Source organism: Klebsiella sp. HMSC25G12, assembly GCF_001807705.1.
Classification (GTDB): domain Bacteria; phylum Pseudomonadota; class Gammaproteobacteria; order Enterobacterales; family Enterobacteriaceae; genus Klebsiella; species Klebsiella variicola.
Window position 1 is genome coordinate 81,183 of sequence record NZ_KV789778.1, and the last position, 22,589, is coordinate 103,771.

Genomic DNA, 22,589 nt, shown 5'->3' on the forward strand with positions numbered 1-22,589 from the left:
GTTTTGTGAAGTGAGACATGACCCGACGCGCCGACCGTTTATTTCAGATTGTGCAGATCCTGCGCGGCAGGCGGCTCACTACCGCCGCGCTGCTGGCGGAGCGGTTGGGCGTGTCGGAGCGCACCGTGTATCGCGATATTCGCGATCTCTCCCTCTCCGGCGTGCCGGTGGAGGGCGAGGCGGGGAGTGGTTATCGCCTGCTGGCGGGCTACGATCTGCCGCCGCTGATGCTGACCACCAAAGAATCCGAAGCGCTGATCGCCGCGATTCGGTTGCTGAAAACCTGGGGCGGTGAGGCGCTGTCGCAATCGCTGGAATCCGCCCAGGAGAAGATGCTGGCGATCCTGCCGGAGGCGCGCCGGCGCCAGGCGGAGCAGACCCGCCTGTTTGCCCCCGATCTCGGCGCCCATCGTTATGCCAAAACCTATTTTGACGTCATTCATCAGGCGGTCTCCGGCCAGCAGGTGCTGCAGTTGCGCTATCAGGATGAGTCTGGCCGGGTAACCGAGCGCGACGTGCTGCCGCTGGGGCTGTTTTTCTGGGGGGAGCGCTGGCTGCTGGTGGCCTGGTGCGAGCTGCGTAATGATTATCGTAACTTTCGCCTCGACCGTTGTCTGGCGGTCAGGGCGACCGAGCGTCGATTCAGCGAGTGTGCCGATCGCTCGTTAAGCGATTTTCTGCGCAAAGTGCGGTGCGACGTGTGGGAGAAATAAAAACGCCCGGCTGGCCCGGGCGCTGTCTAGCTGTATCCGCAATTAGAAGTTGTAACCGACCACGAAGTAACCACCCCAGCCGGTCGAGCGGACGCTGAAATCGCCATCGCCGAAGTTCAGCTTGGCATCGTCAGCCCACTGGCCGCCGTTATGGAAGTAACGGGCCACCACCGAGTAGTGCCAGTGCGCGTAGTTCAGCGCCAGGATGTGGCTGGAGGCGATGGAGTTGCTGGTGCGCGCGTGCTTCCCGTTCAGATCGTAGAAGTTGTCATCGCCGAGGTCAGAACCCCAGTCGAAGTTGGTGAAACCGATGTAGCTCAGCGAGCCGCCCCACAGGTCGGTCAGCGGCACGAAGTATTTCACTTTGAAGCGGTAGCCGTCCCACTCGTTTTCGTTGGACGCGCCGTAGTTCTGCCACTGGTATTTGGCGTAGACGTTCAGTGACAGGCTCATCGGCAGGCCGGTATCGATATCGGTACCCAGACCCATATACCAGGTGCTCTGCTCCTGAGAGTCGTTACGGCCCATATCGTAGATATAGTTGTTCGCGAAGTACCACTCTTTGAACGGCCCGAAGCTCAGATCGGTATTGGTCAGCTTATCGATAGAGAAACGCGGTTCGATCTCCATAAACAGCGGCGAGCCGTTGTTCCAGATACCTTTTGCCGTGCTGTTGCCGCCGAAGAATACCGGGGCATCGATATAGCCGTAGAAATCAAACCAGTCTTTTTTGGCGAACGCTTCATATTCCAGGTAGGTATCGTTACGGATCTGCGGTCCAAAACGGGTGTGGTAGCTGCCCACCACGTTAACACTCTGGTGCCACCAGTCAGACAGGTACTGCGGTTTATCGTTTTCTGCCGCGCCCGCAGTAAAAAAAGTGGAGAGCGCCACAACCGCACCCGCTGCCAGTAATGTTTTTTTCATAGTAATGCCACTGTTTAAATTGAGCCTGAAGGCGTTAAAAGAAGTGCCGAAGCGTTTCTAAATATTTCGTCTTTCTGTGGGGGTCTATTATAGGAATCATTGCTCACAAAAATACGTGTTGTTTCACATAACCAGAACATGCGTAATCGATTGCGTTCACGATTCTATGCATTTCTTGACAAAATGCTACTGAAAATCGCCATACAGAACGATTTCTAATGAACTCTTGTGAAAAGTTGTAAGTGGATAAGAAAGACGGAGCTGGAGGTAGCCGGGCGGGGCAAGGCCCGGCGTGAAGATTTACTGTGCGGCGGCGGGCTGGATATCGTGGACGCGAATAAAACCGACTTTGTCGGGCGTCACGTTCAGACGCAACAGGATATCCACATCGCTGGGGGCGAGGATGCTGGCCGGGGCGCTAATCAGCTGATCCTGAACATTGACTTCCTGATAGCTGTGGGTGGTGCCGGTGATCTGCCCGGAGGCGACGGTGGCGGTAAAGGCCGGCAGCGGATCGTTGGATTCACCCTGAATGCGTAAAGTCAGGCGTGACCCGTCGCCGTCCGGCGTAATGCTGCCCACCGACATGCGCAGGGTGCCGATCTGGCTCTCCAGCCGCGCCGGGGTTTTGGCCTCCGGCAGCAGATAGACGCCGCGGGTGGATTTGGCGTTCAGCGCGTTTTGTTGGGTGATTTTGATCGTTTGCTGATTGAGCTGGGTCATCTCCTGGCTCAGGGTACTCACGCTCTGGTGCATCTGGCGGATTTCGCTTTGCTGGGCGCAGGCGGTCAGGGTAAACAGGCTGCCCGCGATGGCGAGTTTCAGGTAACGTCTTGTCATGGTCAGGATTCCGTTTGCAGAGGATGCTTAATGGTAGCCAAACCGCCTGCCTCTCTCATAGATCCTTTGTCTCAAAAGCTCTTTCTTTGTAGTCAGGTCACTTCGCGGTAAACTACCCTTCAGTTTAACTACCTGTCAGGACGCGCTATGCATTGCCCTTTCTGTTTCGCCGTGGATACCAAAGTGATCGACTCTCGTCTGGTGGGGGAAGGCTCTTCCGTGCGTCGCCGTCGGCAGTGCCTGGTCTGTAATGAACGCTTTACCACCTTCGAAGTGGCGGAGCTGGTGATGCCCCGGGTGGTGAAGAGTAACGATGTGCGTGAACCCTTCAACGAAGACAAGCTGCGCAGCGGGATGCTGAAAGCGCTGGAGAAACGTCCGGTTAGCGCCGATGACGTGGAAATGGCGGTCAACCATATCAAAACCCATCTGCGCGGCACCGGCGAGCGCGAAGTGGCCAGCAAAATGATTGGCAATCTGGTGATGGAGCAGCTGAAAAAGCTGGATAAAGTCGCCTATATTCGCTTTGCGTCGGTCTATCGCAGCTTCGAAGACATCAAAGAATTCGGCGAAGAGATCGCCCGCTTACAGGACTAAGCCATGCAGGACGAAATGTACATGGCGCGAGCGCTGAAGCTTGCCGCGCGCGGACGCTTTACCACCCATCCTAACCCTAATGTCGGCTGCGTCATTGTGAAAGACGGCGAAATCGTCGGCGAGGGCTTTCACTATCGCGCCGGCGAGCCGCATGCTGAAGTGCACGCGCTCCGCATGGCCGGCGAAAAGGCGCAGGGCGCCACCGCCTACGTCACCCTTGAACCCTGCAGCCACCATGGCCGTACGCCGCCGTGCTGCGATGCGCTGATCGCCGCCGGCGTTAGCCGCGTGGTCGCTGCGATGCAAGACCCAAACCCGCAGGTGGCGGGGCGCGGTCTGTATCGTCTGCAGCAGGCCGGTATTGACGTCAGCCACGGGCTGATGATGAACGAAGCGGAAGCGCTGAATAAGGGCTTCCTGAAGCGGATGCGCACCGGTTTTCCCTGGGTGCAGCTGAAGCTGGGCGCCTCGCTGGACGGCCGCACGGCGATGGCCAGCGGTGAAAGCCAGTGGATCACCTCCCCGCAGGCGCGACGCGACGTGCAGCGTCTGCGCGCCCAAAGTCATGCCATCCTCACCAGCAGCGCCACCGTGCTGGCGGACGATCCGGCGCTGACCGTGCGCTGGCAGGAGCTGAGCGCTGATACTCAGGCGCTGTATCCCGAAGAGAATTTGCGCCAACCGCTGCGCGTCGTCATCGACAGTCAGAACCGCGTCACGCCTGAGCACCGCATTGTGCAGCAGGCAGGAGAAACGCTGTTTGCTCGCCTGCGTGCGGATGAGCGCCAGTGGCCGGAAAGCGTTCGTACGCTGCTGGTGCCGGAATATAACGGCCATCTCGATCTGGTGTTGCTGATGATGCTGCTTGGCAAACAGCAGGTGAACAGCGTCTGGGTGGAGGCGGGAGCGACGCTTGCCGGGGCGCTGCTGCAGGCTGGCCTTGTCGACGAGCTTATCGTCTATATTGCGCCTAAACTGTTAGGCAATGCGGCGCGTGGATTATGCGCGCTGCCGGGGCTTGAAGAACTGAGCCAGGCACCCCATTTCAAATTCAATGAGATACGTCAGGTTGGCCCGGATGTCTGCCTGCATTTAACCACTGCGTGAGGCTTTCCTGATTATTAGGAAGCAGCGCTCAGAATAATATGATAAAATCCGCCCCCCTTGCGGGGCACATGAACCCGAAGGAAGAGTATGAACATTATTGAAGCTAACGTTGCTACCCCGGACGCTCGCGTCGCCATCACCATTGCGCGTTTCAACAACTTTATCAATGACAGCCTGCTGGAAGGTGCGATTGACGCCCTGAAACGCATTGGTCAGGTAAAAGATGAAAACATCACCGTTGTTTGGGTTCCAGGCGCGTATGAGCTGCCGCTGGCGGCTGGCGCACTGGCGAAAACCGGTAAATATGACGCGGTGATCGCGCTGGGTACGGTGATCCGCGGCGGTACTGCCCACTTTGAATATGTGGCTGGCGGTGCCAGCAATGGCCTGGCGCATGTCGCTCAGGACAGCGAAATCCCGGTAGCCTTTGGTGTTCTGACCACTGAAAGTATTGAACAAGCCATCGAGCGCGCTGGCACCAAAGCCGGTAACAAAGGCGCAGAAGCTGCGCTGACCGCGCTGGAAATGATTAACGTATTGAAAGCCATCAAGGCCTGATTTTTGTAAGGGGAATTCCGTGAAACCTGCTGCTCGTCGCCGCGCCCGTGAGTGTGCCGTCCAGGCGCTCTACTCCTGGCAGTTGTCCCACAACGACATCGCTGATGTCGAATACCAGTTCCTGGCGGAACAGGACGTAAAAGATGTAGATGTTCTGTATTTCCGTGAACTGCTGTCCGGAGTGGCGACTAACAGCGCGTACCTCGACGGCCTGATGAAGCCCTACCTGTCCCGTCAGCTGGAAGAGCTGGGCCAGGTGGAAAAAGCGGTGCTGCGTATCGCGCTGTTTGAGCTGTCCAAACGTGACGACGTACCGTATAAAGTGGCCATCAATGAAGCTATCGAACTGGCGAAAACCTTCGGCGCTGAAGATAGCCATAAGTTCGTCAACGGCGTGCTGGACAAAGCGGCTCCGGTAATTCGTCCCCGCAAAAAGTAAACGCCAGGCCGGGCTTTGCAGGATCTGATCCCGCGAACCCGGCCTTATTTTTTTCTTTGCTGAGGCATAACGTATGGCATGCGGCGAATTTTCCCTGATTGCCCGTTATTTTGATCGCGTTAAAAGCGCCCGCCTTGATGTTGAAACCGGCATCGGCGATGACTGCGCGCTCCTGAATATCCCCGAGAAAAAAACGCTGGCAATCAGCACCGACACCCTGGTGGCGGGCAATCACTTCTTACCCGATATCGACCCTGCCGACCTCGCTTATAAAGCGCTGGCGGTGAACCTGAGCGACCTCGCGGCGATGGGCGCAGAACCGGCGTGGCTCACGCTGGCGCTGACTTTGCCGGAGGTGGATGAAACCTGGCTGGAAGCCTTTAGCGACAGCCTGTTTGTCCAGCTGGACTATTACGATATGCAGCTGATTGGCGGTGATACCACCCGTGGCCCGCTCGCCATGACGCTGGGTATTCACGGCTTTGTGCCGCCAGGGCGCGCCATGAAACGCGCTGGCGCGAAGCCGGGGGACTGGATCTATGTCACCGGCACCCCGGGAGACAGCGCCGCCGGCCTGGCGGTGCTGCAGAACCGGCTGACGGTGGATGAACCGTCTGACGCCGACTACCTGCTGGCTCGTCATCTGCGCCCGATGCCGCGCGTGCTGCAGGGCCAGGCGCTGCGTGACCTGGCGACATCGGCTATCGATCTTTCCGACGGCCTGATCTCCGATCTGGGCCATATTCTTAAAGCCAGCGGCTGCGGCGCGCGCATCGATCTCGATGCCATGCCGTATTCCGACGCGATACTGCGCCAGGTGGAGCCCGAGCAGGCGCTGCGCTGGGCGCTCGCTGGCGGGGAAGATTATGAACTGTGCTTTACCGTACCGGAGCTGAACCGCGGGGCGCTGGACGTGGCCCTTGGCCATCTTGGCGCGCGTTTTACCTGTATCGGACAAATTGCGCCGGAGAGCGAAGGGCTGCAATTTATCCGCGATGGTAAGCCGGTCGCGCTTGATTTAAAGGGATACGATCACTTTGCGTAGTCGAGACGAGGCGTTACGCCGCCTGAGCATGCGTAACCCGTGGCATCTGCTGGCGACTGGCTTTGGCAGCGGCTTAAGCCCGGTGGTACCGGGGACGATGGGGTCGCTGGCGGCGATCCCGTTCTGGTATCTGATGACCTTTCTCCCCTGGCAGCTCTACTCGCTGGTGGTGATGATGAGCATCTGTATTGGCGTCTATCTGTGCCATCGCACGGCCAAAGATATGGGCACCCATGACCACGGCAGTATAGTCTGGGATGAGTTTGTCGGGATGTGGATCACCCTGATGGCGTTGCCGACCCTGGACTGGCAGTGGGTGGCCGCTGGCTTCGTGATTTTCCGTATCTTCGATATGTGGAAGCCGTGGCCGATTCGCTGGTTTGACCGCAATATCCACGGCGGAATGGGGATTATGGTCGACGATATCGTCGCCGGCGTGATCTCGGCCGGCGTGCTGTATGTCATTGGCCATCACTGGCCCATCGGTCTGCTTTAATCGTCTCTCCCCGGTAGCATCATGCTGCCGGGGAAACCACACCTGTTACTTAAATCCCACCACCGGATGCGGCTGATACGGCGCCTCCAGCTTGTCGATCTGTTCCGGAGAAAGCGTCAAATCCACCGCCTGCAGCAGGTCGTCGAGCTGTTCCTGACGCGATGGACCGATAATCGGCGCGGCAACGCCAGGTTTACTTAACAGCCAGGCGAGGGCGACCTGGGCACGGCTGGCGTCGAGTTCTTCCGCCACGTCCGCGAGATTCCCGGCGATCTGCGCGTCGTTTTCTTCGCTGGCGCTGTAAAGCGTTTTGCCGAACTCATCCGAAACCAGCCGGGCGGTGGTCTCTCCCCAGGGGCGGGTCAGTCTGCCGCGCGCCAGCGGGCTCCACGGGATCACCGCCACGCCGTTGTGCTGACACAGTGGCAGCATCTCATTCTCTTCTTCCCGGTAAATCAGATTGTAGTGATCCTGCATGGTGACAAAGCGCGCCCAGCCGTTCTGCTGCTGGAGCGTCAGCGCCTGGGCAAACTGTCGGGCATGCATGGACGAGGCGCCGATATAGCGCGCTTTGCCGGCTTTCACCACCTCGTCCAGCGCTTCGAGGGTCTCTTCAATCGGGGTGGTATAGTCCCAGCGGTGGATCTGCAGCAGGTCGACATAGTCCATCCCAAGACGGCGCAGGCTGTCGTCGATGGAGCGCAGGATCTGCGCCCGGGAAAGCCCTTCCGCCAGATCGCCGACCTGGTGATACACTTTGGTGGCGACAACCACCTCATCACGGCGGGCAAAGTCGCGCAGGGCGCGGCCAACGATCTCTTCACTGCTGCCGTCGGAGTAGCTGTTTGCGGTATCGAAGAAGTTGATGCCGCCTTCAATGGCGTGCTGGATAAGCGGGCGGCTGCTCTCTTCCGGAAGCGTCCAGGCGTGTCTGCCGCGGTCCGGCTCGCCGAAGGTCATGCAGCCGAGGCAGAGTCGGGAAACCCGTAAGGCAGTATCACCGAGGGGGATATAGTGCATAGTGCGCTCCTGCTATTCATCAAGGGTATCCCTTAAGCATAGCAGGAGCGGAAGGGGCAATTATGCCAGCCAGTCGCGGATTTTGGCTTCAATACCGGCGGCATCAAGGCCGAGGTCGGCGCGGATCTCTTCCTGAGTGCCCTGAGGAATAAAATAATCCGGCAGGCCAATATTGAGCACCGGTACCGCCCGGCGATGGGCCATCAGCACTTCGTTCACGCCGCTGCCGGCGCCGCCCATGATGGCGTTCTCTTCCAGCGTCACCAGCGCGTCGTGTTCGCCGGCCAGCTGCAGGATCAGCGCCGTATCCAGCGGCTTCACAAAGCGCATATCCACGAGGGTCGCGTTGAGTTTATCCGCTACCGCCGCGGCTTCCGGCAGCAGGGTGCCAAAGTTGAGGATCGCTATTTTCTCGCCCTGACGTTTCACCACCCCTTTGCCGATCGGCAGCGATGCCAGCGGCTCGAGCGTCGCGCCGGTGCCGCTACCGCGCGGATAGCGCACGGCGCAGGGGCCGTCGCTGTAATGGTAGCCGGTATGCAGCATCTGGCGACATTCATTTTCATCGCTCGGGGTCATCACCACCATATCCGGAATACAGCGCAGGAAGGAGAGATCGAACGCTCCCTGATGCGTCTGGCCGTCTGCGCCGACAATCCCGGCGCGGTCGATAGCAAACAGCACCGGCAGCTTCTGGATAGCCACATCGTGGATCACCTGATCGTAGGCTCGCTGCAGGAAGGTGGAGTAGATCGCCACCACCGGCTTGTAGTCGCCAATCGCCAGCCCGGCGGCGAAGGTGACCGCATGCTGCTCGGCAATGGCGACGTCAAAGTACTGATCGGGGAATTTCTTCGAAAACTCCACCATCCCTGAACCTTCGCGCATCGCCGGCGTGATCGCCATCAGCTTGCTGTCTTTGGCCGCCGTTTCGCACAGCCAGTCGCCGAAGATTTTCGAGTAGGAAGGGAGACCGCCGCTGCTTTTGGGCAGTACGCCGCTGGTATGGTCGAATTTTGGCACCGCATGGAAGGTGATCGGGTCTTTCTCGGCAGGCTCATAGCCGCGGCCCTTTTTGGTCATAATATGCAGGAACTGCGGGCCTTTCAGGTCGCGCATGTTCTTCAGCGTGCTGACCAGACCGAGCACATCGTGGCCATCGACCGGCCCGATGTAGTTAAAGCCCAGCTCTTCAAACAGCGTGCCCGGCACCACCATCCCTTTGATATGTTCTTCGGTTCGTTTAAGCAGCTCTTTAATCGGCGGCACCCCGGAGAAGACCTTTTTACCCCCTTCGCGCAGGGTGGAGTAGAGCTTGCCGGAGAGCAGCTGCGCCAGATGATTGTTCAGCGCGCCAACGTTCTCGGAAATCGACATTTCATTGTCATTCAGCACGACCAGCAGGTCGGGTTTGATATCCCCGGCGTGGTTCATCGCTTCAAACGCCATGCCGGCGGTGATCGCCCCGTCGCCAATCACGCACACTGCGCGCCGCTGCTTATCCTCTTTCGCGGCGGCGATAGCCACCCCGATACCGGCTGAAATGGAGGTCGAGGAGTGGCCGACGCTCAGCACGTCATACTCGCTTTCACCGCGCCACGGGAAGGGGTGCAGGCCGCCTTTCTGGCGAATGGTGCCGATTTTGTCCCGGCGGCCGGTCAGAATTTTATGCGGGTAGGCCTGATGGCCGACGTCCCAGATCAGGCGATCGAACGGCGTGTTATACACGTAGTGCAGCGCCACGGTCAGTTCCACCGTGCCGAGGCCAGAGGCAAAGTGACCGCTGGAGCGGCTGACGCTGTCCAGCAGATAGCGCCGCAGCTCATCACACAGCTTCGGCAGGCTCTCTTTAGGCAACAGGCGCAACTCCTGGGTGGAATCTACCAGCGCCAGGGTCGGGTATTTGGCAATATCAAAACTCATCAGAGACTCATTTATTGTTTATTTATCGCGCTGAATAATGTAATTCGCGAGCGCTTCCAGTGCCGAAGTATCCAGAGATTGTGCGGCCAGCTCATCTAACGACCGGCGGGCATCAGCGATCAGGTCGTGCGCTTTCTTCCGGGCTTGCTCAAGACCCAGGAGGGCGGGATAGGTGCTTTTACCCAATTGCTGGTCGGCACCCTGACGTTTGCCAAGGGTCGCAGTATCCCCTACCACGTCGAGAATGTCATCCTGGACCTGGAAGGCAAGACCGATATTTTCCGCATAGCGATCCAGCGCGGGCAGGGCAGCGCGGCCGCGTTCGCCGGCGCTCAGCGCCCCCATCCGGACGGCGGCGCGGATCAACGCGCCCGTTTTGTGGCGATGGATACGCTCCAGCGCCTGCAGATCCACCTGCTGTCCTTCCGCCTCCAGATCCAGCGCCTGGCCGCCGCACATACCCGCCACGCCGCTGGCCTGCGCCAGTTCGGAGACCATCGCCAGCCGGTCCCGATCAGAGACGTCGGCCATCGGCGCATCACTCAGTATAGAGAACGCCAGCGTTTGCAGGGCATCTCCCGCAAGAATTGCGTTGGCTTCGCCAAATTTAATATGACAAGTCGGCAGTCCGCGACGCAGATCGTCATCATCCATCGCCGGCAAATCATCATGCATCAGGGAATAAGCATGAATACATTCGACCGCCGCGGCGGGGGCATCGAGCGTGGTGCGGCTGACGCCGAACATCGCGCCGGTGGCATAGACAAGGAAGGGGCGCAGGCGTTTACCGCCTAAGAGTGCGCCATAATGCATCGCTTCCACCAGCGGAGTGTTCTGAAAGGGCTGCGGCGCGATAAAACGGCGCAATGCCCCATTAGCCTGTTCCACACAGGCCTGCAATTGTTGCGGGAAATCCATTTTATTCAGCGTCCGGCGTAAAAGGCGTGGTCGGGGAATCTTCACTATCCGCCAGCAGGATCTGCACGCGCTGTTCGGCCTTCTGCAGCTGACTTTGCCCCTGGCGCGCCAGCTGTACGCCGCGCTCAAATTCGCTTAGCGCTTCCTCTAACGGCAAATCGCCGCTTTCCAGACGGTTAACGATCTGCTCCAGTTCGCCCAGAGCAGTTTCAAAGCTGGCCGGGGCCTCATTTTTCTTTGGCATAGTGAATGTAGACTCTTGTTATGTCGCGACGGCAATACCGGGTATGGTAACGAAGTCACGCGTGTAAGCAAATAACGCGCAATGGTGATATACTCCGCGCCCAGGATGCAGGCACCGGTGTGCGCTGCTTTACAACTTTTGCTTATAGCCCCGTCGGGCTTGCCAACGAACTATTGTCGCCATGAAGTTTATCATTAAATTGTTCCCGGAAATCACCATCAAAAGCCAATCTGTGCGGTTGCGCTTCATTAAAATCTTAACCGGGAACATTCGTAACGTTCTCAAAAACTATGACGAGACGCTGGCCGTCGTCCGTCATTGGGATCATATCGAAGTTCGCGCGAAAGATGAAAATCAGCGCCCGGCTATTCGCGATGCGCTGACCCGTATCCCCGGCATCCACCATATTCTGGAAGTCGAAGACGTACCGTTCACCTCGCTGCACGATATTTTTGAAAAGACGCTGCCGCTGTGGCGCGAGGCGCTGGAAGGCAAGACCTTCTGCGTGCGTGTGAAGCGTCGCGGCAAACATGAATTCACCTCCATTGAGGTGGAACGCTACGTCGGCGGCGGTCTGAATCAGCATATTGAAACGGCGCGCGTGAAGCTGACCGACCCGGACGTCACCGTCAATCTCGAGATTGAAAACGATCGCCTGCTGCTGGTGAAAGGCCGCTATGAAGGCATCGGCGGCTTCCCGATCGGCACCCAGGAAGATGTGCTGTCGCTGATCTCCGGCGGCTTTGACTCCGGCGTTTCCAGCTATATGCTGATGCGCCGCGGCTGCCGCGTGCACTACTGCTTCTTTAACCTTGGCGGCGCCGCCCATGAGATTGGCGTTCGCCAGGTCGCGCATTACCTGTGGAACCGCTTCGGCAGCTCGCACCGTGTTCGCTTTGTGGCGATTAACTTTGAGCCCGTGGTCGGCGAAATCCTCGAAAAAGTGGACGACGGTCAGATGGGCGTCGTGCTCAAGCGCATGATGGTCCGCGCCGCGTCAAAAGTCGCGGAACGCTACGGCGTGCAGGCGCTGGTCACCGGCGAAGCGCTGGGCCAGGTTTCCAGTCAGACCCTCACTAACCTGCGCCTGATCGACAACGTCTCCGATACTCTGATCCTGCGTCCGCTGATTTCGCACGATAAAGAGCACATCATCGACCTGGCGCGTGAGATCGGCACGGAAGATTTCGCCCGCACCATGCCGGAATATTGCGGCGTGATCTCGAAGAGCCCGACCGTGAAGGCGGTGAAGGCGAAGATTGAAGCAGAAGAAGAACACTTCGATTTCAGCATCCTCGATAAAGTGGTGGAAGAGGCGAGCAATATCGACATTCGCGATATTGCCCAGCAGACGGAAGCCGCCGTGGTTGAAGTGGAAACCGTGACCGGCTTTGGCGCTAACGACGCGATCCTCGACATCCGCTCCATTGACGAGCAGGAAGACAAGCCGCTGAAGGTCGAGGGCGTTGAAGTCGTTTCGCTGCCGTTCTACAAGCTGAGCACCAAATTTGGCGATCTCGATCAGAGCAAAACCTGGCTGCTGTGGTGCGAGCGCGGGGTGATGAGCCGTCTGCAGGCGCTCTATCTGCGCGAGCAGGGCTTCAGCAACGTGAAAGTTTATCGCCCGTAACGGGTTGCCATCCATATTGAAAAAGGCCTTCCCCGATGGAAGGCCTTTTTGTCATCCCCGGGCCAGCGCATTAGCGCAGGGTCATCGCCAGGTCATTCAACTGATCGATGACGATATTCCAGCCCTCAAAAAATCCCATCTGCTCATGCTGCTCGCGAGTTTCATCATCCGCATGCAGCACCGTGGCCGTATAGCGACATCCGTCTTTTTCGTCGGCAAAGGTGATGATGGCCGTCATGGCAAAAGGGGACACGGCAGGACGATAATCCGCCGTCAGCATCGAGGTCATGACGATTTTTTGTTGCGGGATGACCGCAAGAAAACAGCCGGGATTATCGCTGCGTTCACCGTCAGGGCCGTGCATCACGGTATGAAAAGCCCCGCCAGAGCGAAAATCAAAGGCCAGCACCTCAGTAGACCAGGGCTTCGGGCACCACCAGGTTTTGAGTAATGCCGGGTCGGCCCACGCGCGCCACAGGGCAGAGGCTGGCGCGCTGAGCAGGCGGCTGATGACAAGATCGCGAGAATCGGATGCGCTACGGGACATGCTACGACTCCTCAGGAAAAGGGGAGCCAGTCCGCGGCGCGGACCGGCTATCAGGCTTCGTAGTAATTATAGATGCCGGCGGCCATTACCAGCTGCGAGGCGACCTCATACGCTTTCTCGCGACCCACCAACAGGTCAATCATTTTCAGGGCGAAATCAATCGATGTCCCCGGTCCCTGGCTGGTTAACAGATTCACCCGTGGATCCCAGACCACCCGTTTATCCTGCCACTGATCGGCGGGGATATGTTCCTTCAGCGCCGGAAAACCGGTCATGTTACCGATTGGGAACAGCTGATGGGGCACCAGCACGGTCGCCGGGGCGGCGCAGATGGCGGCCACAATGCGGCCTGAGAGGTGGAACTGTCGGACGGTTTCCACCAATAGCGGGCTGTCGCGGAAGCACTCTGCGCCCTTGATGCCGCCCGGGAGGACGATGATATCGAAATCACCATCGGCCACCTCGACCAGCGGCGCATCCGCCAGCAGTTTGACGCCGCGCGAGCAGACGATGGTCAGGCCGCCGTCGCTGGCGACGCTGGCGGTGGTTACCTTCACTCCGCCGCGGACCAGCAGGTCGATAGTGGTGACCGCTTCGGTCTCTTCGCTACCAGGGGCGAGGCAAATCAGTGCCGACGCGCTCATATTCATTCTCCTTACGCTTGATCAATTCAAATAAGCGGGCGTTTTCCGGTACGGCAACGCCGTGGGCGCGGGCGCGGTTGAGCAGAAAACCGGTGATATAGTCGATCTCCGTGTGCCGCTGGGCGCGGATGTCCTGCAGCATGGATGAGATATTTTCTGCCGTACTTTCAATCACCTGTTCGACATAAAATAGCAGGTTTTCCGCCGAGGTATGAATACCTTCGCGCTCCATCACCGCCGCCACTTCCTGGCAAATGGCGGCAACCTCCTGCGGATAGTGGCGCAGATCGCCGTTTTTACATCCTTTGAGGGCGGTCAGAGGATTAATGACGCAGTTTACCGCCAGCTTGCGCCAGGTGGCCGAGTAGATATGGTTGTGCCAGGCGACATCCGGCAGTACGCTTTGCAGGACTTCCGCGAGATAGCTGTAGTCCTCCTCGTAGCTTTTCGCCGGACCGATATGGGTGGTGCCCTGGGCGACGTGGATGATCACATTCCCGTCGCGACGCGCTGCCTGGGTGGTGGAGGCCAGCAGCAAAGGCTGTTTCACGCCGCGCAGCTCCTCGACGGTGCCCATGCCGTTATGCACCAGCACAATTGGCGTAGTGACAGGCAGGATCCCGGCCAGGTGCTTCACCGCATTCGACACCTGCCAGGCCTTTAAGGTGACGATCAGCAGCTCGCTGCTGGCGAGAAAATCGGGGTCGTTGGCCGTCAGTGACTCGTTGAACACCGAGCCGTCGGTTTCAATGACATTGACGCTACAGAATGGCTGCGGTACGCGTAGCCAGCCCTGGACTTCATGTCCCTGTTTGCACAACGCGGTCAGCCATAGTTGTCCCAGTGCACCGCATCCCAGTACGGTTACTTTCATTGTTCCTCCTCATCTGCCGCTACCCCAGGCGCTGATGGCTAAAGTCTATCTCGTCGCTTTTCGCATTGTCGGACGGAAAGGGGGATTCGGCGTCGTCGGGCAGCACGGGGAAATAGCGCGAGCGTTGCGTAATCAGCTAAGCTTCCGGGATAACAAGTTGAGTTATGCCGCGTTGCAGGTATTATGCAACGCAAAAGAAACGGAAGGAGAGGAAAAGATGCCATCTTTCGATATTGTCTCTGAAGTTGATCTTCAGGAAGCCCGTAACGCGGTGGACAACGCGAGCCGCGAAGTCGAGTCGCGTTTTGATTTTCGTGGCGTTGAAGCCACTTTTGAATTAAACGACGCCAACAAAACCATTAAGGTGCTGAGTGAGTCTGACTTCCAGGTGAACCAGCTGCTGGATATCCTGCGCGCTAAGCTGCTTAAGCGCGGCATTGAAGGTACCTCCCTCGACGTGCCGGAAGATATCGTGCACAGCGGTAAAACCTGGTTTGTTGAAGCGAAGCTGAAGCAGGGCATTGAAAGCGCGGTGCAGAAGAAGATCGTCAAACTGATCAAAGACAGCAAGCTGAAAGTGCAGGCGCAGATTCAGGGCGAAGAGATCCGCGTGACCGGTAAGTCCCGCGACGATCTGCAGTCGGTGATGGCGCTGGTGCGCGGCGGCGATCTGGGGCAGCCGTTCCAGTTCAAAAACTTCCGCGACTAACGCGGCGGCAGACAGCAAAAAGCGGGGAATTCCCCGCTTTTTTTATACCCCTTTGATGAGCTGCTCGATCTCGAAGCGGTTGGTGACCTTGCTGTCGATTTTGATATACACCGAGCGCTCCTCAGGTACCACCAGCGCCTGATGAACCCCGTTGGCGTTCAGCAGACGCGTCTGTAGCGCGCTGTCGACCACCACGCCATCCGGCACCTCCACCCGCAGGCTGCTGACGTACGGCGGCTCGCTCATGGTACTGGCCACCAGCAGCCACAGCATTGCCAGCAGGGCGCCCAGCAAGAACACGGTTTGCGAATCAAAGAAACCATCGACCCAGCCGCCAAGCGCGCCGCCAATCGCCACGCCGAGGAACTGGCTGGTGGAGTAGACGCCCATTGCGGTGCCTTTATAGCCCGCTGGCGACTCCTTGCTAATTAACGATGGCAGCAGCGCTTCCAGCAGGTTAAACGCCAGGAAGAAGAGCTGGACGCCCGCCACCAGTTCCCAGAAGTAGCCTCCAGCGCCCCAGAGGACAATTTCCGCAATCAGCAGGATGGCGACGCAGAGCAGGAAGACGCGCTTCATTTTGCGCTTCACTTCGGCATAGATGATAAACGGCACCACCGAGATGAACGAGATAACCATGGTGACCAGGTAAATCTTCCAGTGCTCGGCGGCCGGAAAGCCAGCAGCCTCCAGTTGGCCGGGCAGCGCGACAAAGGTCGACATCAGCATGATGTGCAGGCACATGATGCCAAAGTTGAGCTTCAGCAGGCGTGGTTCCACCAGTACTTTGCTAAAGCAGCCCTTCACCATCCCGGATTCGCGGTTGAGCACGTGGTTATGGCTGTTGGGCACCACCCACAGGGTGAGCAGGATGCCGATGGTCGCCAGAATGGCGATCATCCAGAACAGCGCGTGCAGACCCAGCTGGTGGGTGACAATCGGCCCCAGCACCATGGCGATGGCGAAGGTGACGCCAAAGCTGACGCCGATAAAGGCCATCGCTTTGGTGCGGTTCTGTTCGCGAGTGAGATCGGATAGCAAAGCCATGACCGCGGCGGCGATAGCGCCGGAGCCCTGCAGGGCGCGGCCAAGAATGATGCCCCAGATAGAGTCGGTGAGCGCGGCGATGACGCTGCCGAGTACAAAGATGAGCAGGCCGCCGACGATCAGCGGCTTACGGCCAATACGGTCAGATAACAGTCCGAAGGGGATTTGGAAAATCGCCTGCGCCAGGCCGTAGATACCGATCGCCAGGCCAATCAGCGCTTCACTGGCGCCCTGCAACGCCATGCCATACGTGGTCAGAACCGGCAGGACCATAAACATGCCAAGCATGCGCAGGGAGAATACCGTCCCCAAACCCCAGGTCGCGCGCAGTTCCCCTGGCGTCATTTTGTTATCGTTCATTACCACCTCAATATAAAAACTGCGCCTAGTGTAGCGGCGGGGGGTAAGAAGCGTAAATAAATGTTTGTTTAACAGATATTACGGGGCTGTTGCGCGATGAGACAAGTTGGTAAAAATCAATAAACCAGTGGAGGGGGACTCCACTGGCGAGGGGAAAAATTAAGGTAAAGTAAAGTCAACCCACTGGCTGCCAGCGTCAGCCGATTTGACGCACTGTTCGACCCAATAGACGCCGTGCAGCCCGGCTTCAACGTCCGGATACCAGAAGTCTTGCAGGAAAGCGCGATCGTCACGGTCCGTGGCGTCAATCGCCTGCGCATAGCGGCGATAGAGGTTGGCCCAGGCTTCGAATAGCCCTTCCGGATGGCCGCCGCCGATGCGGTCATCCGCCAGCGCGTTCGGCGACAGGTAGGGCATCCCGCGCTCCAGAATGCGCGCCGGCTCGCCCTGCACCTCATAGCTGAGCTGGTTAGGATGCTCATCCCACCATTCGATACTCGCTTTTTCGCCGACGATACGCACTTTTTGCGAGTGCATGGCGCCGCTGTTGACCGCGCTGGTCCACATCGAGCCAACCGCGCCGTTGTGATATTCCATCAGGACAAAGGCGTTATCTTCCAGCGGCGCGCGGGAGGGGACAAAGCTCTGGCGGGAGCACATCAGCCGTTTGATATTGAGCTGCGGCGCCATGGTTTCGGCGACAAACAGCGGATGGGTGGCCAGATCGCCCAACACATAGCTGGGCCCGGCAAACTTCGGCGTCACGCGCCAGCGGGTGGATTCAGCCTGCAGCTCGACGGCCTGGTTATGAAAGCCGTGGGCGAACTGCATATTGACGATGCGGATCTCGCCGAGCAGTCCATCGGCAATCATCTGCCGCGCCTGCTGGATCATCTGATAGCCGGCATAGCCGTAGGTGACGCCGACGATTTTGTTCTGTTTTTTGCTCAGGTCCACCAGCTCGCGTGCTTCTTCGGCGCTAAAGCAGAGGGGCTTTTCACAGATGACGTGGAGGCCCGCTTCCAGCGCCGCTTTGGTGATGGCGAAATGGGTATTGTTCGGGGTGGTGACCGAGACGACCTCGATGCCGTCAGGGCGCTGCGCCTCTTCACGAAACAGGGTCTGGTAGTCGGCGTAGCAGCGCTCCGGCGCGATGCCCAGTTGCTCGCCGAACGCGCGTCCGCGCTCGGCATCGACGTCAAGCGCGCCGGCCAGCAGGGTATAAACATTGTCACGCAGCGCCGCACAGCGGTGGCTGTAGCCGATTTGACTGGTTCCCCCGCCGCCGACCATGCCCCAACGCAGGGAGCGGGATAAGGGTTTCAGGCCGTTTAACATGGTGCTCTCCTTTTTGAAATCATTCGCACTCTGAGGCGCTCAATGCCGACGCCTGCGGCAACGCGCATCCGGATAGACTGACCTTAACTTAAGGAAATGTTTGTTCTGTTTCAATTGTGTTGTGGAATTTATTTTCCATATATGCGAGGGGGATCGAATTAGCGAAAGTTTCTTTTGGGCTGCGTTGAAAAGATGAGCGAGGGCTTATCGCCTCCCGGAGCAGAGCAGATTCTTGCGGGTGTTTTTCGTTCCGACCAAATATGAAATAAATTTTCTTTTTAGCCGCTGAGCCGGTGCAATCCGCAGATTGCACCGGGGAGCCGATGCCGCTATGACGCTCCGCGCACAGACGCGGGGGAAGGTGAAGCGGTGGGAGGATTACCGGCCGCAAAGATGCCTTTCGCCGCCAGACCTGCGACGGTGAGGGCTGCCGGGATACCGAGGATCAAAAAGACGCTTTCAAAGGGCAGGTTGAGCGCCATCATCTCGGCACCGGCAAAGGCGCTGAGAATGGCGCCGATACGCCCGACGCCATGCATCCAGCTGGATCCCGTCGCCCGCGCCTGCGTAGGATAGTAGCGGGCGGAGAGGGCGTTCATACCGGTATTCGCGCCGTTCAGACAGGCGCCGCTGATAAACGCCAGCATACAGAGCAAGGCAAAGCTGCCCGCGGCGTAGCCCATCGCCATGGTGAACAGGCCGCCAACGGCGTAGATCATCCCCAGCGCGCGATGAGGGTTGATCCTGTCCATCAGCCAGCCGGCAAACAGCGAGCCGAGGGTGCCGCCCGCCTGGTAGATCGCTGTCATGATGGCCGCCTGGCTAACGGTCATTCCCACCGCTTTAACCAGCGTTGGCAGCCAGCTACCGAGGATATAGACCAGGAACAGCCCCATAAAGTAGACCAGCCATAGCATCAGTGAGCCGAAGCCGTACTGGCGGGAGAGCACAATGCGCATCGCGTTGCCGGCCGCCGGCTGCGCCGGCAGGGTAAACGTCACGTTGTCGCTGATTTGTCCGGGATAGAGACGGTTAAGAATGGCGCGAATGCGTGCGGCGGGCGCTTGTTTGATCACCAGAAAACGAACCGACTCCGGCAGCAGCCAGATAAGCAGCGGGGCAAACAGCAGCGGCAGAATGCCGCCGAGCGCCATCAGCGAGTGCCAGCCAAACTGCGGGATCAGCCACGATGCTGAGAATCCTCCTGCCGCCGCGCCGAAGGTGAAGCCGCAAAAGATGACGGTAATAATAAATGAACGCTGGCGTTCCGGAGCGTACTCCGACACCAGCGTCCCGATGTTCGGCATCGCGGCGCCCAACCCCAGGCCGGTCATAAAGCGGAAAAACATCATCTGTTCAATGTTGTGCGAGAAGGCGGTGGCGATGGTCCAGAAGCCGAAGAAAAAGACGCTATTGATAATGATTTTCTTGCGCCCCAGCCAGTCGGCGAGCGGGCCAGAGAAAATCGCGCCCAGCGCGAGGCCGATCAGCGCGGCGCTGATCACCACGCCTAGCTGGTGGTTGCTTACCCCCCATTCCAGCTTTAGCGTCGGGGCGATAAACCCCATGATCGCGATATCAAAACCATCGAGAGCGATAACGCAAAAACCGAGAAAAATGATCTGCTTTTGAAAGCGGCTCAGCGGGTTACGGTTTATTAACTCTCTGACATCCAGGCGTTGAGTCTGTGTCATAGCGTATTCCTTATGCGCAGGAGCGCAGGTAGGGCTGCGCGGCATTGAACAGTAATTGCGCCCGCTGGAGCGGCGGCAAGGCGCCCTGCTCGCCGTCGAGCGGCACTTCGAGGGAGACCGGCAGCGTTGCCGGCAGGGCCGACATTAGACCGTGCAGATCCAGACCGCCTTCCCCTGGCACGTTGCGCGCCGAGCGGGCCTGGCGGATGAGTTCCTGTTCGCTCTCCGGCCTCTGCGCCGCGCCATCGCAGAGCTGCATATAGTTGAGATGATGCGCGGGCAGGCTGGAGAGGGCGGCGAGCGATTCTCCCGCGCGCCAGAAATGAAGGGCGTCCACCAGGATGCCGATATCCTCCCGCCCGCTGGCGGCGATCATCGCCTGCGCATCGGCGATAGTGCGCAGTTGGGTCCAGGGCATCGGCTCAAGGTTCATGGTCAGCCCATAGGGGCGACCGGCCGCGGCGAGGATAGCCAGGTTGTCGGCGCTGCGCTGAAGGTTGTCATCATTGCCGGCGACTAACACCTGTCCGGCGCCAAGACGCGCCGCAGTCTCCATAAACCGCTGCAGCCGATCGTCGAGAGTAAACCCGGGGGTCAGGCGGACGATCTCCACGTCTGAGACGCGGATGCCGGTTTCCATCAGCGCAGACAGCGTCGCGCGGACGGCGGGGGTATCGCCCAGCATGTCGTAGTCCGGGTCGGCCGGTGTGGCGGGAAGCAGCCGCAGACCAACGTGGGTAAAACCGGTTTTGGCCGCTATCCGCACCTGTTCGGGAGGAGGGACATCGAGCAGGGTCAGCGCGGCGAGCGATAGGGTACGCATGTTCATAAAGGGCTCCGGTACAGTTGCAGGTGAAGATAGTTATGGGTATTGCCGTCCCTGGTCGTTTATTGCTTTGTTTTTATTGTTTTTTCCGCCAGATTTTTACCCACCAGATAGCCGAAGGTCATGGCGGGTCCGAGGGTTATCCCTCCGCTGGGGTAATAGCCGCGCATCACGCTCGACATGTCGTTGCCGATGGCGAACAGGCCCGGTATCGGCTGCTGCTGTCCATCCAGCACCCGGGCGTGTTCGTCGGTTTGCAGTCCGCTGAAGGTGCCCAGCGAGCCGGGTAGAATGCGCACCGCGTAAAACGGCCCTTCGCGCAGCGGTCCGAGCGTCACCTGATGGTCACCCTGAGCGCGGTTATAGGCTGATGCCCCGCGGTGAAAATCGACGTCTTCGCCAGTGCTGGCGAAGTGGTTAAAGCGTTCAACGGTTTCCGCCAGCGCATTGGCGTCGATGGCGCACTGCTTCGCCAGCTCTCCCAGCGTGTTTCCCCGCAGCAGGTAACCGGTACGCAGCCAGGCGGTGGGGGTGAACGGGAACGGTCTGGCATGACCCAGACCGTAGCGACGCAGCGCGCGACGATCGGCCAGCAGCCAGGCCTGCGGCGTGTCGCCCGCGGGTGTGGCCGCCAGCAGGGCGGCGATAAAGTCATGATAAGAGTCTGCCTCGTTAACAAAGCGTTTGCCGTTGGGCAGGACAGCGATCACCCCGGGCTTGGCGCGTTCCACCAGGTGGGGAAACATCAGCTGCTGGCCGCTGGCCAGGGTGACGCGGGACACCGGCGCCCAGGCCAGCGGGTGGCGCAGGCGGGTGTCGAACTGGCCGCCGACGGATTCGCCAAGCCTGATCCCCTCGCCCTGATTGTCCGGCGGTGCGGCGGAAAAATGGCCGTAACCCTCCGCCGCGTGGGGCACCACCTGCGCCAGCCGCTGCCGATCGTGGGGAAAACCGCCGCAGGCCAGCACCACGGCCCCTGCTTCGACGTGAATTTCCCCGCTGTCGCTGCGCAGCACCGCGCCGGACACACCCTGCGGACCCTGCAGCAGCCGGACCACCGGGGCATTGAGCTGAAAGCGCACTCCGGCGTCGAGGGCGGATCGCAGCAGACGGGCGACCAGCGCATTGCCATTGACCAGATGCTGCCCTCGTCCGGCGCGCAGCCGCTGCCAGCCGTGGCGCAGCAGGCGGCGGACGGCATACAGCGCGGAGCGCGGCGAGCGGGTGGCATTGAAAAAATGCGCCATATCCGCGCCGCCGGCGATGCCCATCCCGGCAAGGCTGATGGTCTCCAGCGGCGGACGCAGTCGGTGGAGCCAGTCGCCGAGCTGACGGCCATCGTAGGGCTGAGCGGTGACCGACCGCCCACCGCTCGCCGCACCCGGCGACGCGTGAAAGTCCGGCATGGCACTGCCTGAGAGAAACTGCACTGCCGTCCTGTGATGAAAAAAATCCACCATCTCCGGCCCGTGGCGCAGGAAGGTCTGCAGGCGAACGTCGGCGGCTTCGCCCCCCATCTCATGCTGCAGATAGGTCAGCGGGGCGTCAGCCGCTTCGTCGATGCCCTCCGCCCGCGCCAGCGGGTTGCGGGGGATCCACAGCCAGCCGCCGGACCAGGCGCTGGTCCCGCCGAGCACCGACGCTTTCTCCGCCACCATGACGCTGGCGCCGTGCATGGCCGCGGTGACCGCGGCAGAGAGTCCCGCCGCGCCGGAGCCGACCACCAGCACATCCACCTTCACAGGCCTGCTCATGATGCACTCCTTACTGCAATGGTGAAAAAGCGGTGGGGCGCATCAGCACCGACTCCAGGCGTTCAACGGCGGCCAGTTCGCGATTTTTCCGCGAAAAGGTCTGCCAGCGTTCGTCCTGCGCCATTCGCGCGCGGCGCACCAGGCGATCGTCCAGGCTTTCATAAGCCCAGATGTGCACCACCTGATTGACCACGCCGATCTCGGTAAAAAAGAAACCGATCAGTTTGCCGAGATGGTCGGTCTGCACCGCCAGGGCATCGCTTTGGTACAGCGCCAGCCAGTCGGCCATTTTCAACGGATTGATGGTGTACGTGCGTTTTTCGTAGATCATGATGTTTT

Annotated in this window: 24 protein-coding genes; 9 read left to right on the plus strand and 15 right to left on the minus strand. The window is 59.4% G+C overall.

Annotation, left to right across the window (positions count from 1 at the left end; genetic code table 11):
- The first annotated feature begins 17 nt into the window (after positions 1 to 17).
- The gene (locus HMPREF3096_RS00390; protein WP_008805373.1) at positions 18 to 713 is read left to right on the plus strand and encodes a helix-turn-helix transcriptional regulator; all 696 of its coding nucleotides are present in this window, start codon (positions 18 to 20) and stop codon (positions 711 to 713) included.
- Positions 714 to 755: 42 nt separating this feature from the next.
- On the opposite strand, the gene HMPREF3096_RS00395 is transcribed toward HMPREF3096_RS00390, so the two are convergent.
- Both HMPREF3096_RS00395 and HMPREF3096_RS00400 read right to left on the minus strand, forming a co-directional pair.
- Positions 756 to 1,640 carry a nucleoside-specific channel-forming protein Tsx gene (locus HMPREF3096_RS00395; protein ID WP_032729431.1) on the minus strand — a complete coding sequence of 295 codons (885 nt, stop codon included), beginning with the start codon at positions 1,638 to 1,640 and terminating at the stop codon, positions 756 to 758.
- 300 nt (positions 1,641 to 1,940) lie between these two features.
- Positions 1,941 to 2,480, minus strand: a complete 540-nt coding sequence (locus HMPREF3096_RS00400; protein WP_032729432.1) for a SadB/YajI family lipoprotein — start codon at positions 2,478 to 2,480, stop codon at positions 1,941 to 1,943.
- Between the two features lie 147 nt (positions 2,481 to 2,627).
- On the opposite strand from HMPREF3096_RS00400, the gene nrdR reads away from it, so the two are divergent.
- From nrdR to pgpA, 6 genes are all read left to right on the plus strand, one after another.
- Positions 2,628 to 3,077, plus strand: a complete 450-nt coding sequence (gene nrdR / locus HMPREF3096_RS00405) for a transcriptional regulator NrdR (protein ID WP_002890417.1) — start codon at positions 2,628 to 2,630, stop codon at positions 3,075 to 3,077.
- A gap of 3 nt (positions 3,078 to 3,080) precedes the next feature.
- The gene (gene ribD / locus HMPREF3096_RS00410) at positions 3,081 to 4,184 is read left to right on the plus strand and encodes a bifunctional diaminohydroxyphosphoribosylaminopyrimidine deaminase/5-amino-6-(5-phosphoribosylamino)uracil reductase RibD (protein WP_008805375.1); all 1,104 of its coding nucleotides are present in this window, start codon (positions 3,081 to 3,083) and stop codon (positions 4,182 to 4,184) included.
- A gap of 87 nt (positions 4,185 to 4,271) precedes the next feature.
- Positions 4,272 to 4,742: a 6,7-dimethyl-8-ribityllumazine synthase gene (gene ribE / locus HMPREF3096_RS00415; protein WP_001021161.1), complete on the plus strand. Its 471-nt coding sequence runs from the start codon at positions 4,272 to 4,274 to the stop codon at positions 4,740 to 4,742.
- A 19-nt stretch (positions 4,743 to 4,761) separates the two neighbouring features.
- A complete protein-coding gene (gene nusB, locus HMPREF3096_RS00420) occupies positions 4,762 to 5,181 on the plus strand; it encodes a transcription antitermination factor NusB (RefSeq protein WP_008805376.1) in 420 nt (139 codons plus the stop codon).
- A 73-nt stretch (positions 5,182 to 5,254) separates the two neighbouring features.
- Positions 5,255 to 6,226: a thiamine-phosphate kinase gene (thiL, locus tag HMPREF3096_RS00425; RefSeq protein WP_012542699.1), complete on the plus strand. Its 972-nt coding sequence runs from the start codon at positions 5,255 to 5,257 to the stop codon at positions 6,224 to 6,226.
- A complete protein-coding gene (pgpA, locus tag HMPREF3096_RS00430) occupies positions 6,219 to 6,722 on the plus strand; it encodes a phosphatidylglycerophosphatase A (RefSeq protein WP_008805378.1) in 504 nt (167 codons plus the stop codon). The genes thiL and pgpA overlap by 8 nt, the downstream gene beginning before the upstream one ends.
- Positions 6,723 to 6,767: 45 nt before the next feature.
- Here pgpA and HMPREF3096_RS00435 read toward each other — a convergent pair whose 3' ends face one another.
- Genes HMPREF3096_RS00435 through xseB form a run of 4 tightly spaced genes read right to left on the minus strand, consistent with a single transcriptional unit; the run spans position 6,768 to position 10,827 of the window.
- Positions 6,768 to 7,742, minus strand: a complete 975-nt coding sequence (locus tag HMPREF3096_RS00435; protein ID WP_032729433.1) for an aldo/keto reductase — start codon at positions 7,740 to 7,742, stop codon at positions 6,768 to 6,770.
- Between the two features lie 60 nt (positions 7,743 to 7,802).
- Positions 7,803 to 9,665, minus strand: coding sequence for a 1-deoxy-D-xylulose-5-phosphate synthase (dxs, locus tag HMPREF3096_RS00440; RefSeq protein ID WP_016160374.1), 1,863 nt, complete (start codon positions 9,663 to 9,665; stop codon positions 7,803 to 7,805).
- An 18-nt stretch (positions 9,666 to 9,683) separates the two neighbouring features.
- Positions 9,684 to 10,583: a (2E,6E)-farnesyl diphosphate synthase gene (gene ispA / locus HMPREF3096_RS00445; protein ID WP_008805381.1), complete on the minus strand. Its 900-nt coding sequence runs from the start codon at positions 10,581 to 10,583 to the stop codon at positions 9,684 to 9,686.
- A gap of 1 nt (position 10,584) precedes the next feature.
- Positions 10,585 to 10,827 carry an exodeoxyribonuclease VII small subunit gene (gene xseB / locus HMPREF3096_RS00450; protein WP_002891398.1) on the minus strand — a complete coding sequence of 81 codons (243 nt, stop codon included), beginning with the start codon at positions 10,825 to 10,827 and terminating at the stop codon, positions 10,585 to 10,587.
- A gap of 181 nt (positions 10,828 to 11,008) precedes the next feature.
- Here xseB and thiI point away from each other — a divergent pair, with 181 nt between their 5' ends.
- Positions 11,009 to 12,457 carry a tRNA uracil 4-sulfurtransferase ThiI gene (gene thiI / locus HMPREF3096_RS00455; RefSeq protein WP_008805382.1) on the plus strand — a complete coding sequence of 483 codons (1,449 nt, stop codon included), beginning with the start codon at positions 11,009 to 11,011 and terminating at the stop codon, positions 12,455 to 12,457.
- Between the two features lie 70 nt (positions 12,458 to 12,527).
- On the opposite strand, the gene HMPREF3096_RS00460 is transcribed toward thiI, so the two are convergent.
- The 3 genes from HMPREF3096_RS00460 to panE are packed head-to-tail and all read right to left on the minus strand — an operon-like array spanning position 12,528 to position 14,522.
- Positions 12,528 to 13,004 (minus strand): SRPBCC family protein, encoded by a 477-nt coding sequence (locus HMPREF3096_RS00460; protein ID WP_022066303.1) that lies wholly within the window; start codon positions 13,002 to 13,004, stop codon positions 12,528 to 12,530.
- Between the two features lie 50 nt (positions 13,005 to 13,054).
- Entirely contained in the window at positions 13,055 to 13,648 is a 594-nt protein-coding gene (yajL, locus tag HMPREF3096_RS00465; protein WP_008805384.1) for a protein deglycase YajL, read from the minus strand.
- Positions 13,611 to 14,522: a 2-dehydropantoate 2-reductase gene (gene panE / locus HMPREF3096_RS00470; RefSeq protein WP_008805385.1), complete on the minus strand. Its 912-nt coding sequence runs from the start codon at positions 14,520 to 14,522 to the stop codon at positions 13,611 to 13,613. The genes yajL and panE overlap by 38 nt, the downstream gene beginning before the upstream one ends.
- 217 nt (positions 14,523 to 14,739) lie before the next feature.
- On the opposite strand from panE, the gene HMPREF3096_RS00475 reads away from it, so the two are divergent.
- Positions 14,740 to 15,231 carry a YajQ family cyclic di-GMP-binding protein gene (locus tag HMPREF3096_RS00475; protein WP_002891465.1) on the plus strand — a complete coding sequence of 164 codons (492 nt, stop codon included), beginning with the start codon at positions 14,740 to 14,742 and terminating at the stop codon, positions 15,229 to 15,231.
- A gap of 42 nt (positions 15,232 to 15,273) precedes the next feature.
- Here the strand turns inward: HMPREF3096_RS00475 and HMPREF3096_RS00480 are convergent, their stop codons facing one another.
- From HMPREF3096_RS00480 to HMPREF3096_RS00505, 6 genes are all read right to left on the minus strand, one after another.
- Positions 15,274 to 16,638, minus strand: coding sequence for an MFS transporter (locus HMPREF3096_RS00480; protein WP_012542696.1), 1,365 nt, complete (start codon positions 16,636 to 16,638; stop codon positions 15,274 to 15,276).
- 159 nt (positions 16,639 to 16,797) lie between these two features.
- Positions 16,798 to 17,976: a Gfo/Idh/MocA family protein gene (locus HMPREF3096_RS00485; RefSeq protein ID WP_032729435.1), complete on the minus strand. Its 1,179-nt coding sequence runs from the start codon at positions 17,974 to 17,976 to the stop codon at positions 16,798 to 16,800.
- A 329-nt stretch (positions 17,977 to 18,305) separates the two neighbouring features.
- Positions 18,306 to 19,670, minus strand: a complete 1,365-nt coding sequence (locus HMPREF3096_RS00490; RefSeq protein WP_032729437.1) for an MFS transporter — start codon at positions 19,668 to 19,670, stop codon at positions 18,306 to 18,308.
- Positions 19,671 to 19,680: 10 nt separating this feature from the next.
- Positions 19,681 to 20,499, minus strand: a complete 819-nt coding sequence (locus tag HMPREF3096_RS00495; protein ID WP_032729438.1) for a sugar phosphate isomerase/epimerase family protein — start codon at positions 20,497 to 20,499, stop codon at positions 19,681 to 19,683.
- Between the two features lie 59 nt (positions 20,500 to 20,558).
- Positions 20,559 to 22,250: an FAD-dependent oxidoreductase gene (locus tag HMPREF3096_RS00500; RefSeq protein WP_032729439.1), complete on the minus strand. Its 1,692-nt coding sequence runs from the start codon at positions 22,248 to 22,250 to the stop codon at positions 20,559 to 20,561.
- Positions 22,251 to 22,260: 10 nt separating this feature from the next.
- Positions 22,261 to 22,581 carry an NIPSNAP family protein gene (locus tag HMPREF3096_RS00505; RefSeq protein WP_004204812.1) on the minus strand — a complete coding sequence of 107 codons (321 nt, stop codon included), beginning with the start codon at positions 22,579 to 22,581 and terminating at the stop codon, positions 22,261 to 22,263.
- Positions 22,582 to 22,589 lie beyond the last annotated feature (8 nt).

What these genes read in the sequence shown, in the direction of transcription:
- HMPREF3096_RS00390 (WP_008805373.1), top strand. Translation starts at nt 18, where the DNA reads ATGACCCGACGCGCCGACCGTTTATTTCAGATTGTGCAGATCCTGCGC.
- HMPREF3096_RS00395 (WP_032729431.1), bottom strand. Translation starts at nt 1,640, where the DNA reads ATGAAAAAAACATTACTGGCAGCGGGTGCGGTTGTGGCGCTCTCCACT.
- HMPREF3096_RS00400 (WP_032729432.1), bottom strand. Translation starts at nt 2,480, where the DNA reads ATGACAAGACGTTACCTGAAACTCGCCATCGCGGGCAGCCTGTTTACC.
- nrdR (WP_002890417.1), top strand. Translation starts at nt 2,628, where the DNA reads ATGCATTGCCCTTTCTGTTTCGCCGTGGATACCAAAGTGATCGACTCT.
- ribD (WP_008805375.1), top strand. Translation starts at nt 3,081, where the DNA reads ATGCAGGACGAAATGTACATGGCGCGAGCGCTGAAGCTTGCCGCGCGC.
- ribE (WP_001021161.1), top strand. Translation starts at nt 4,272, where the DNA reads ATGAACATTATTGAAGCTAACGTTGCTACCCCGGACGCTCGCGTCGCC.
- thiL (WP_012542699.1), top strand. Translation starts at nt 5,255, where the DNA reads ATGGCATGCGGCGAATTTTCCCTGATTGCCCGTTATTTTGATCGCGTT.
- HMPREF3096_RS00435 (WP_032729433.1), bottom strand. Translation starts at nt 7,742, where the DNA reads ATGCACTATATCCCCCTCGGTGATACTGCCTTACGGGTTTCCCGACTC.
- dxs (WP_016160374.1), bottom strand. Translation starts at nt 9,665, where the DNA reads ATGAGTTTTGATATTGCCAAATACCCGACCCTGGCGCTGGTAGATTCC.
- ispA (WP_008805381.1), bottom strand. Translation starts at nt 10,583, where the DNA reads ATGGATTTCCCGCAACAATTGCAGGCCTGTGTGGAACAGGCTAATGGG.
- xseB (WP_002891398.1), bottom strand. Translation starts at nt 10,827, where the DNA reads ATGCCAAAGAAAAATGAGGCCCCGGCCAGCTTTGAAACTGCTCTGGGC.
- thiI (WP_008805382.1), top strand. Translation starts at nt 11,009, where the DNA reads ATGAAGTTTATCATTAAATTGTTCCCGGAAATCACCATCAAAAGCCAA.
- HMPREF3096_RS00460 (WP_022066303.1), bottom strand. Translation starts at nt 13,004, where the DNA reads ATGTCCCGTAGCGCATCCGATTCTCGCGATCTTGTCATCAGCCGCCTG.
- yajL (WP_008805384.1), bottom strand. Translation starts at nt 13,648, where the DNA reads ATGAGCGCGTCGGCACTGATTTGCCTCGCCCCTGGTAGCGAAGAGACC.
- panE (WP_008805385.1), bottom strand. Translation starts at nt 14,522, where the DNA reads ATGAAAGTAACCGTACTGGGATGCGGTGCACTGGGACAACTATGGCTG.
- HMPREF3096_RS00475 (WP_002891465.1), top strand. Translation starts at nt 14,740, where the DNA reads ATGCCATCTTTCGATATTGTCTCTGAAGTTGATCTTCAGGAAGCCCGT.
- HMPREF3096_RS00480 (WP_012542696.1), bottom strand. Translation starts at nt 16,638, where the DNA reads ATGAACGATAACAAAATGACGCCAGGGGAACTGCGCGCGACCTGGGGT.
- HMPREF3096_RS00485 (WP_032729435.1), bottom strand. Translation starts at nt 17,976, where the DNA reads ATGTTAAACGGCCTGAAACCCTTATCCCGCTCCCTGCGTTGGGGCATG.
- HMPREF3096_RS00490 (WP_032729437.1), bottom strand. Translation starts at nt 19,670, where the DNA reads ATGACACAGACTCAACGCCTGGATGTCAGAGAGTTAATAAACCGTAAC.
- HMPREF3096_RS00495 (WP_032729438.1), bottom strand. Translation starts at nt 20,499, where the DNA reads ATGAACATGCGTACCCTATCGCTCGCCGCGCTGACCCTGCTCGATGTC.
- HMPREF3096_RS00500 (WP_032729439.1), bottom strand. Translation starts at nt 22,250, where the DNA reads ATGAGCAGGCCTGTGAAGGTGGATGTGCTGGTGGTCGGCTCCGGCGCG.
- HMPREF3096_RS00505 (WP_004204812.1), bottom strand. Translation starts at nt 22,581, where the DNA reads ATGATCTACGAAAAACGCACGTACACCATCAATCCGTTGAAAATGGCC.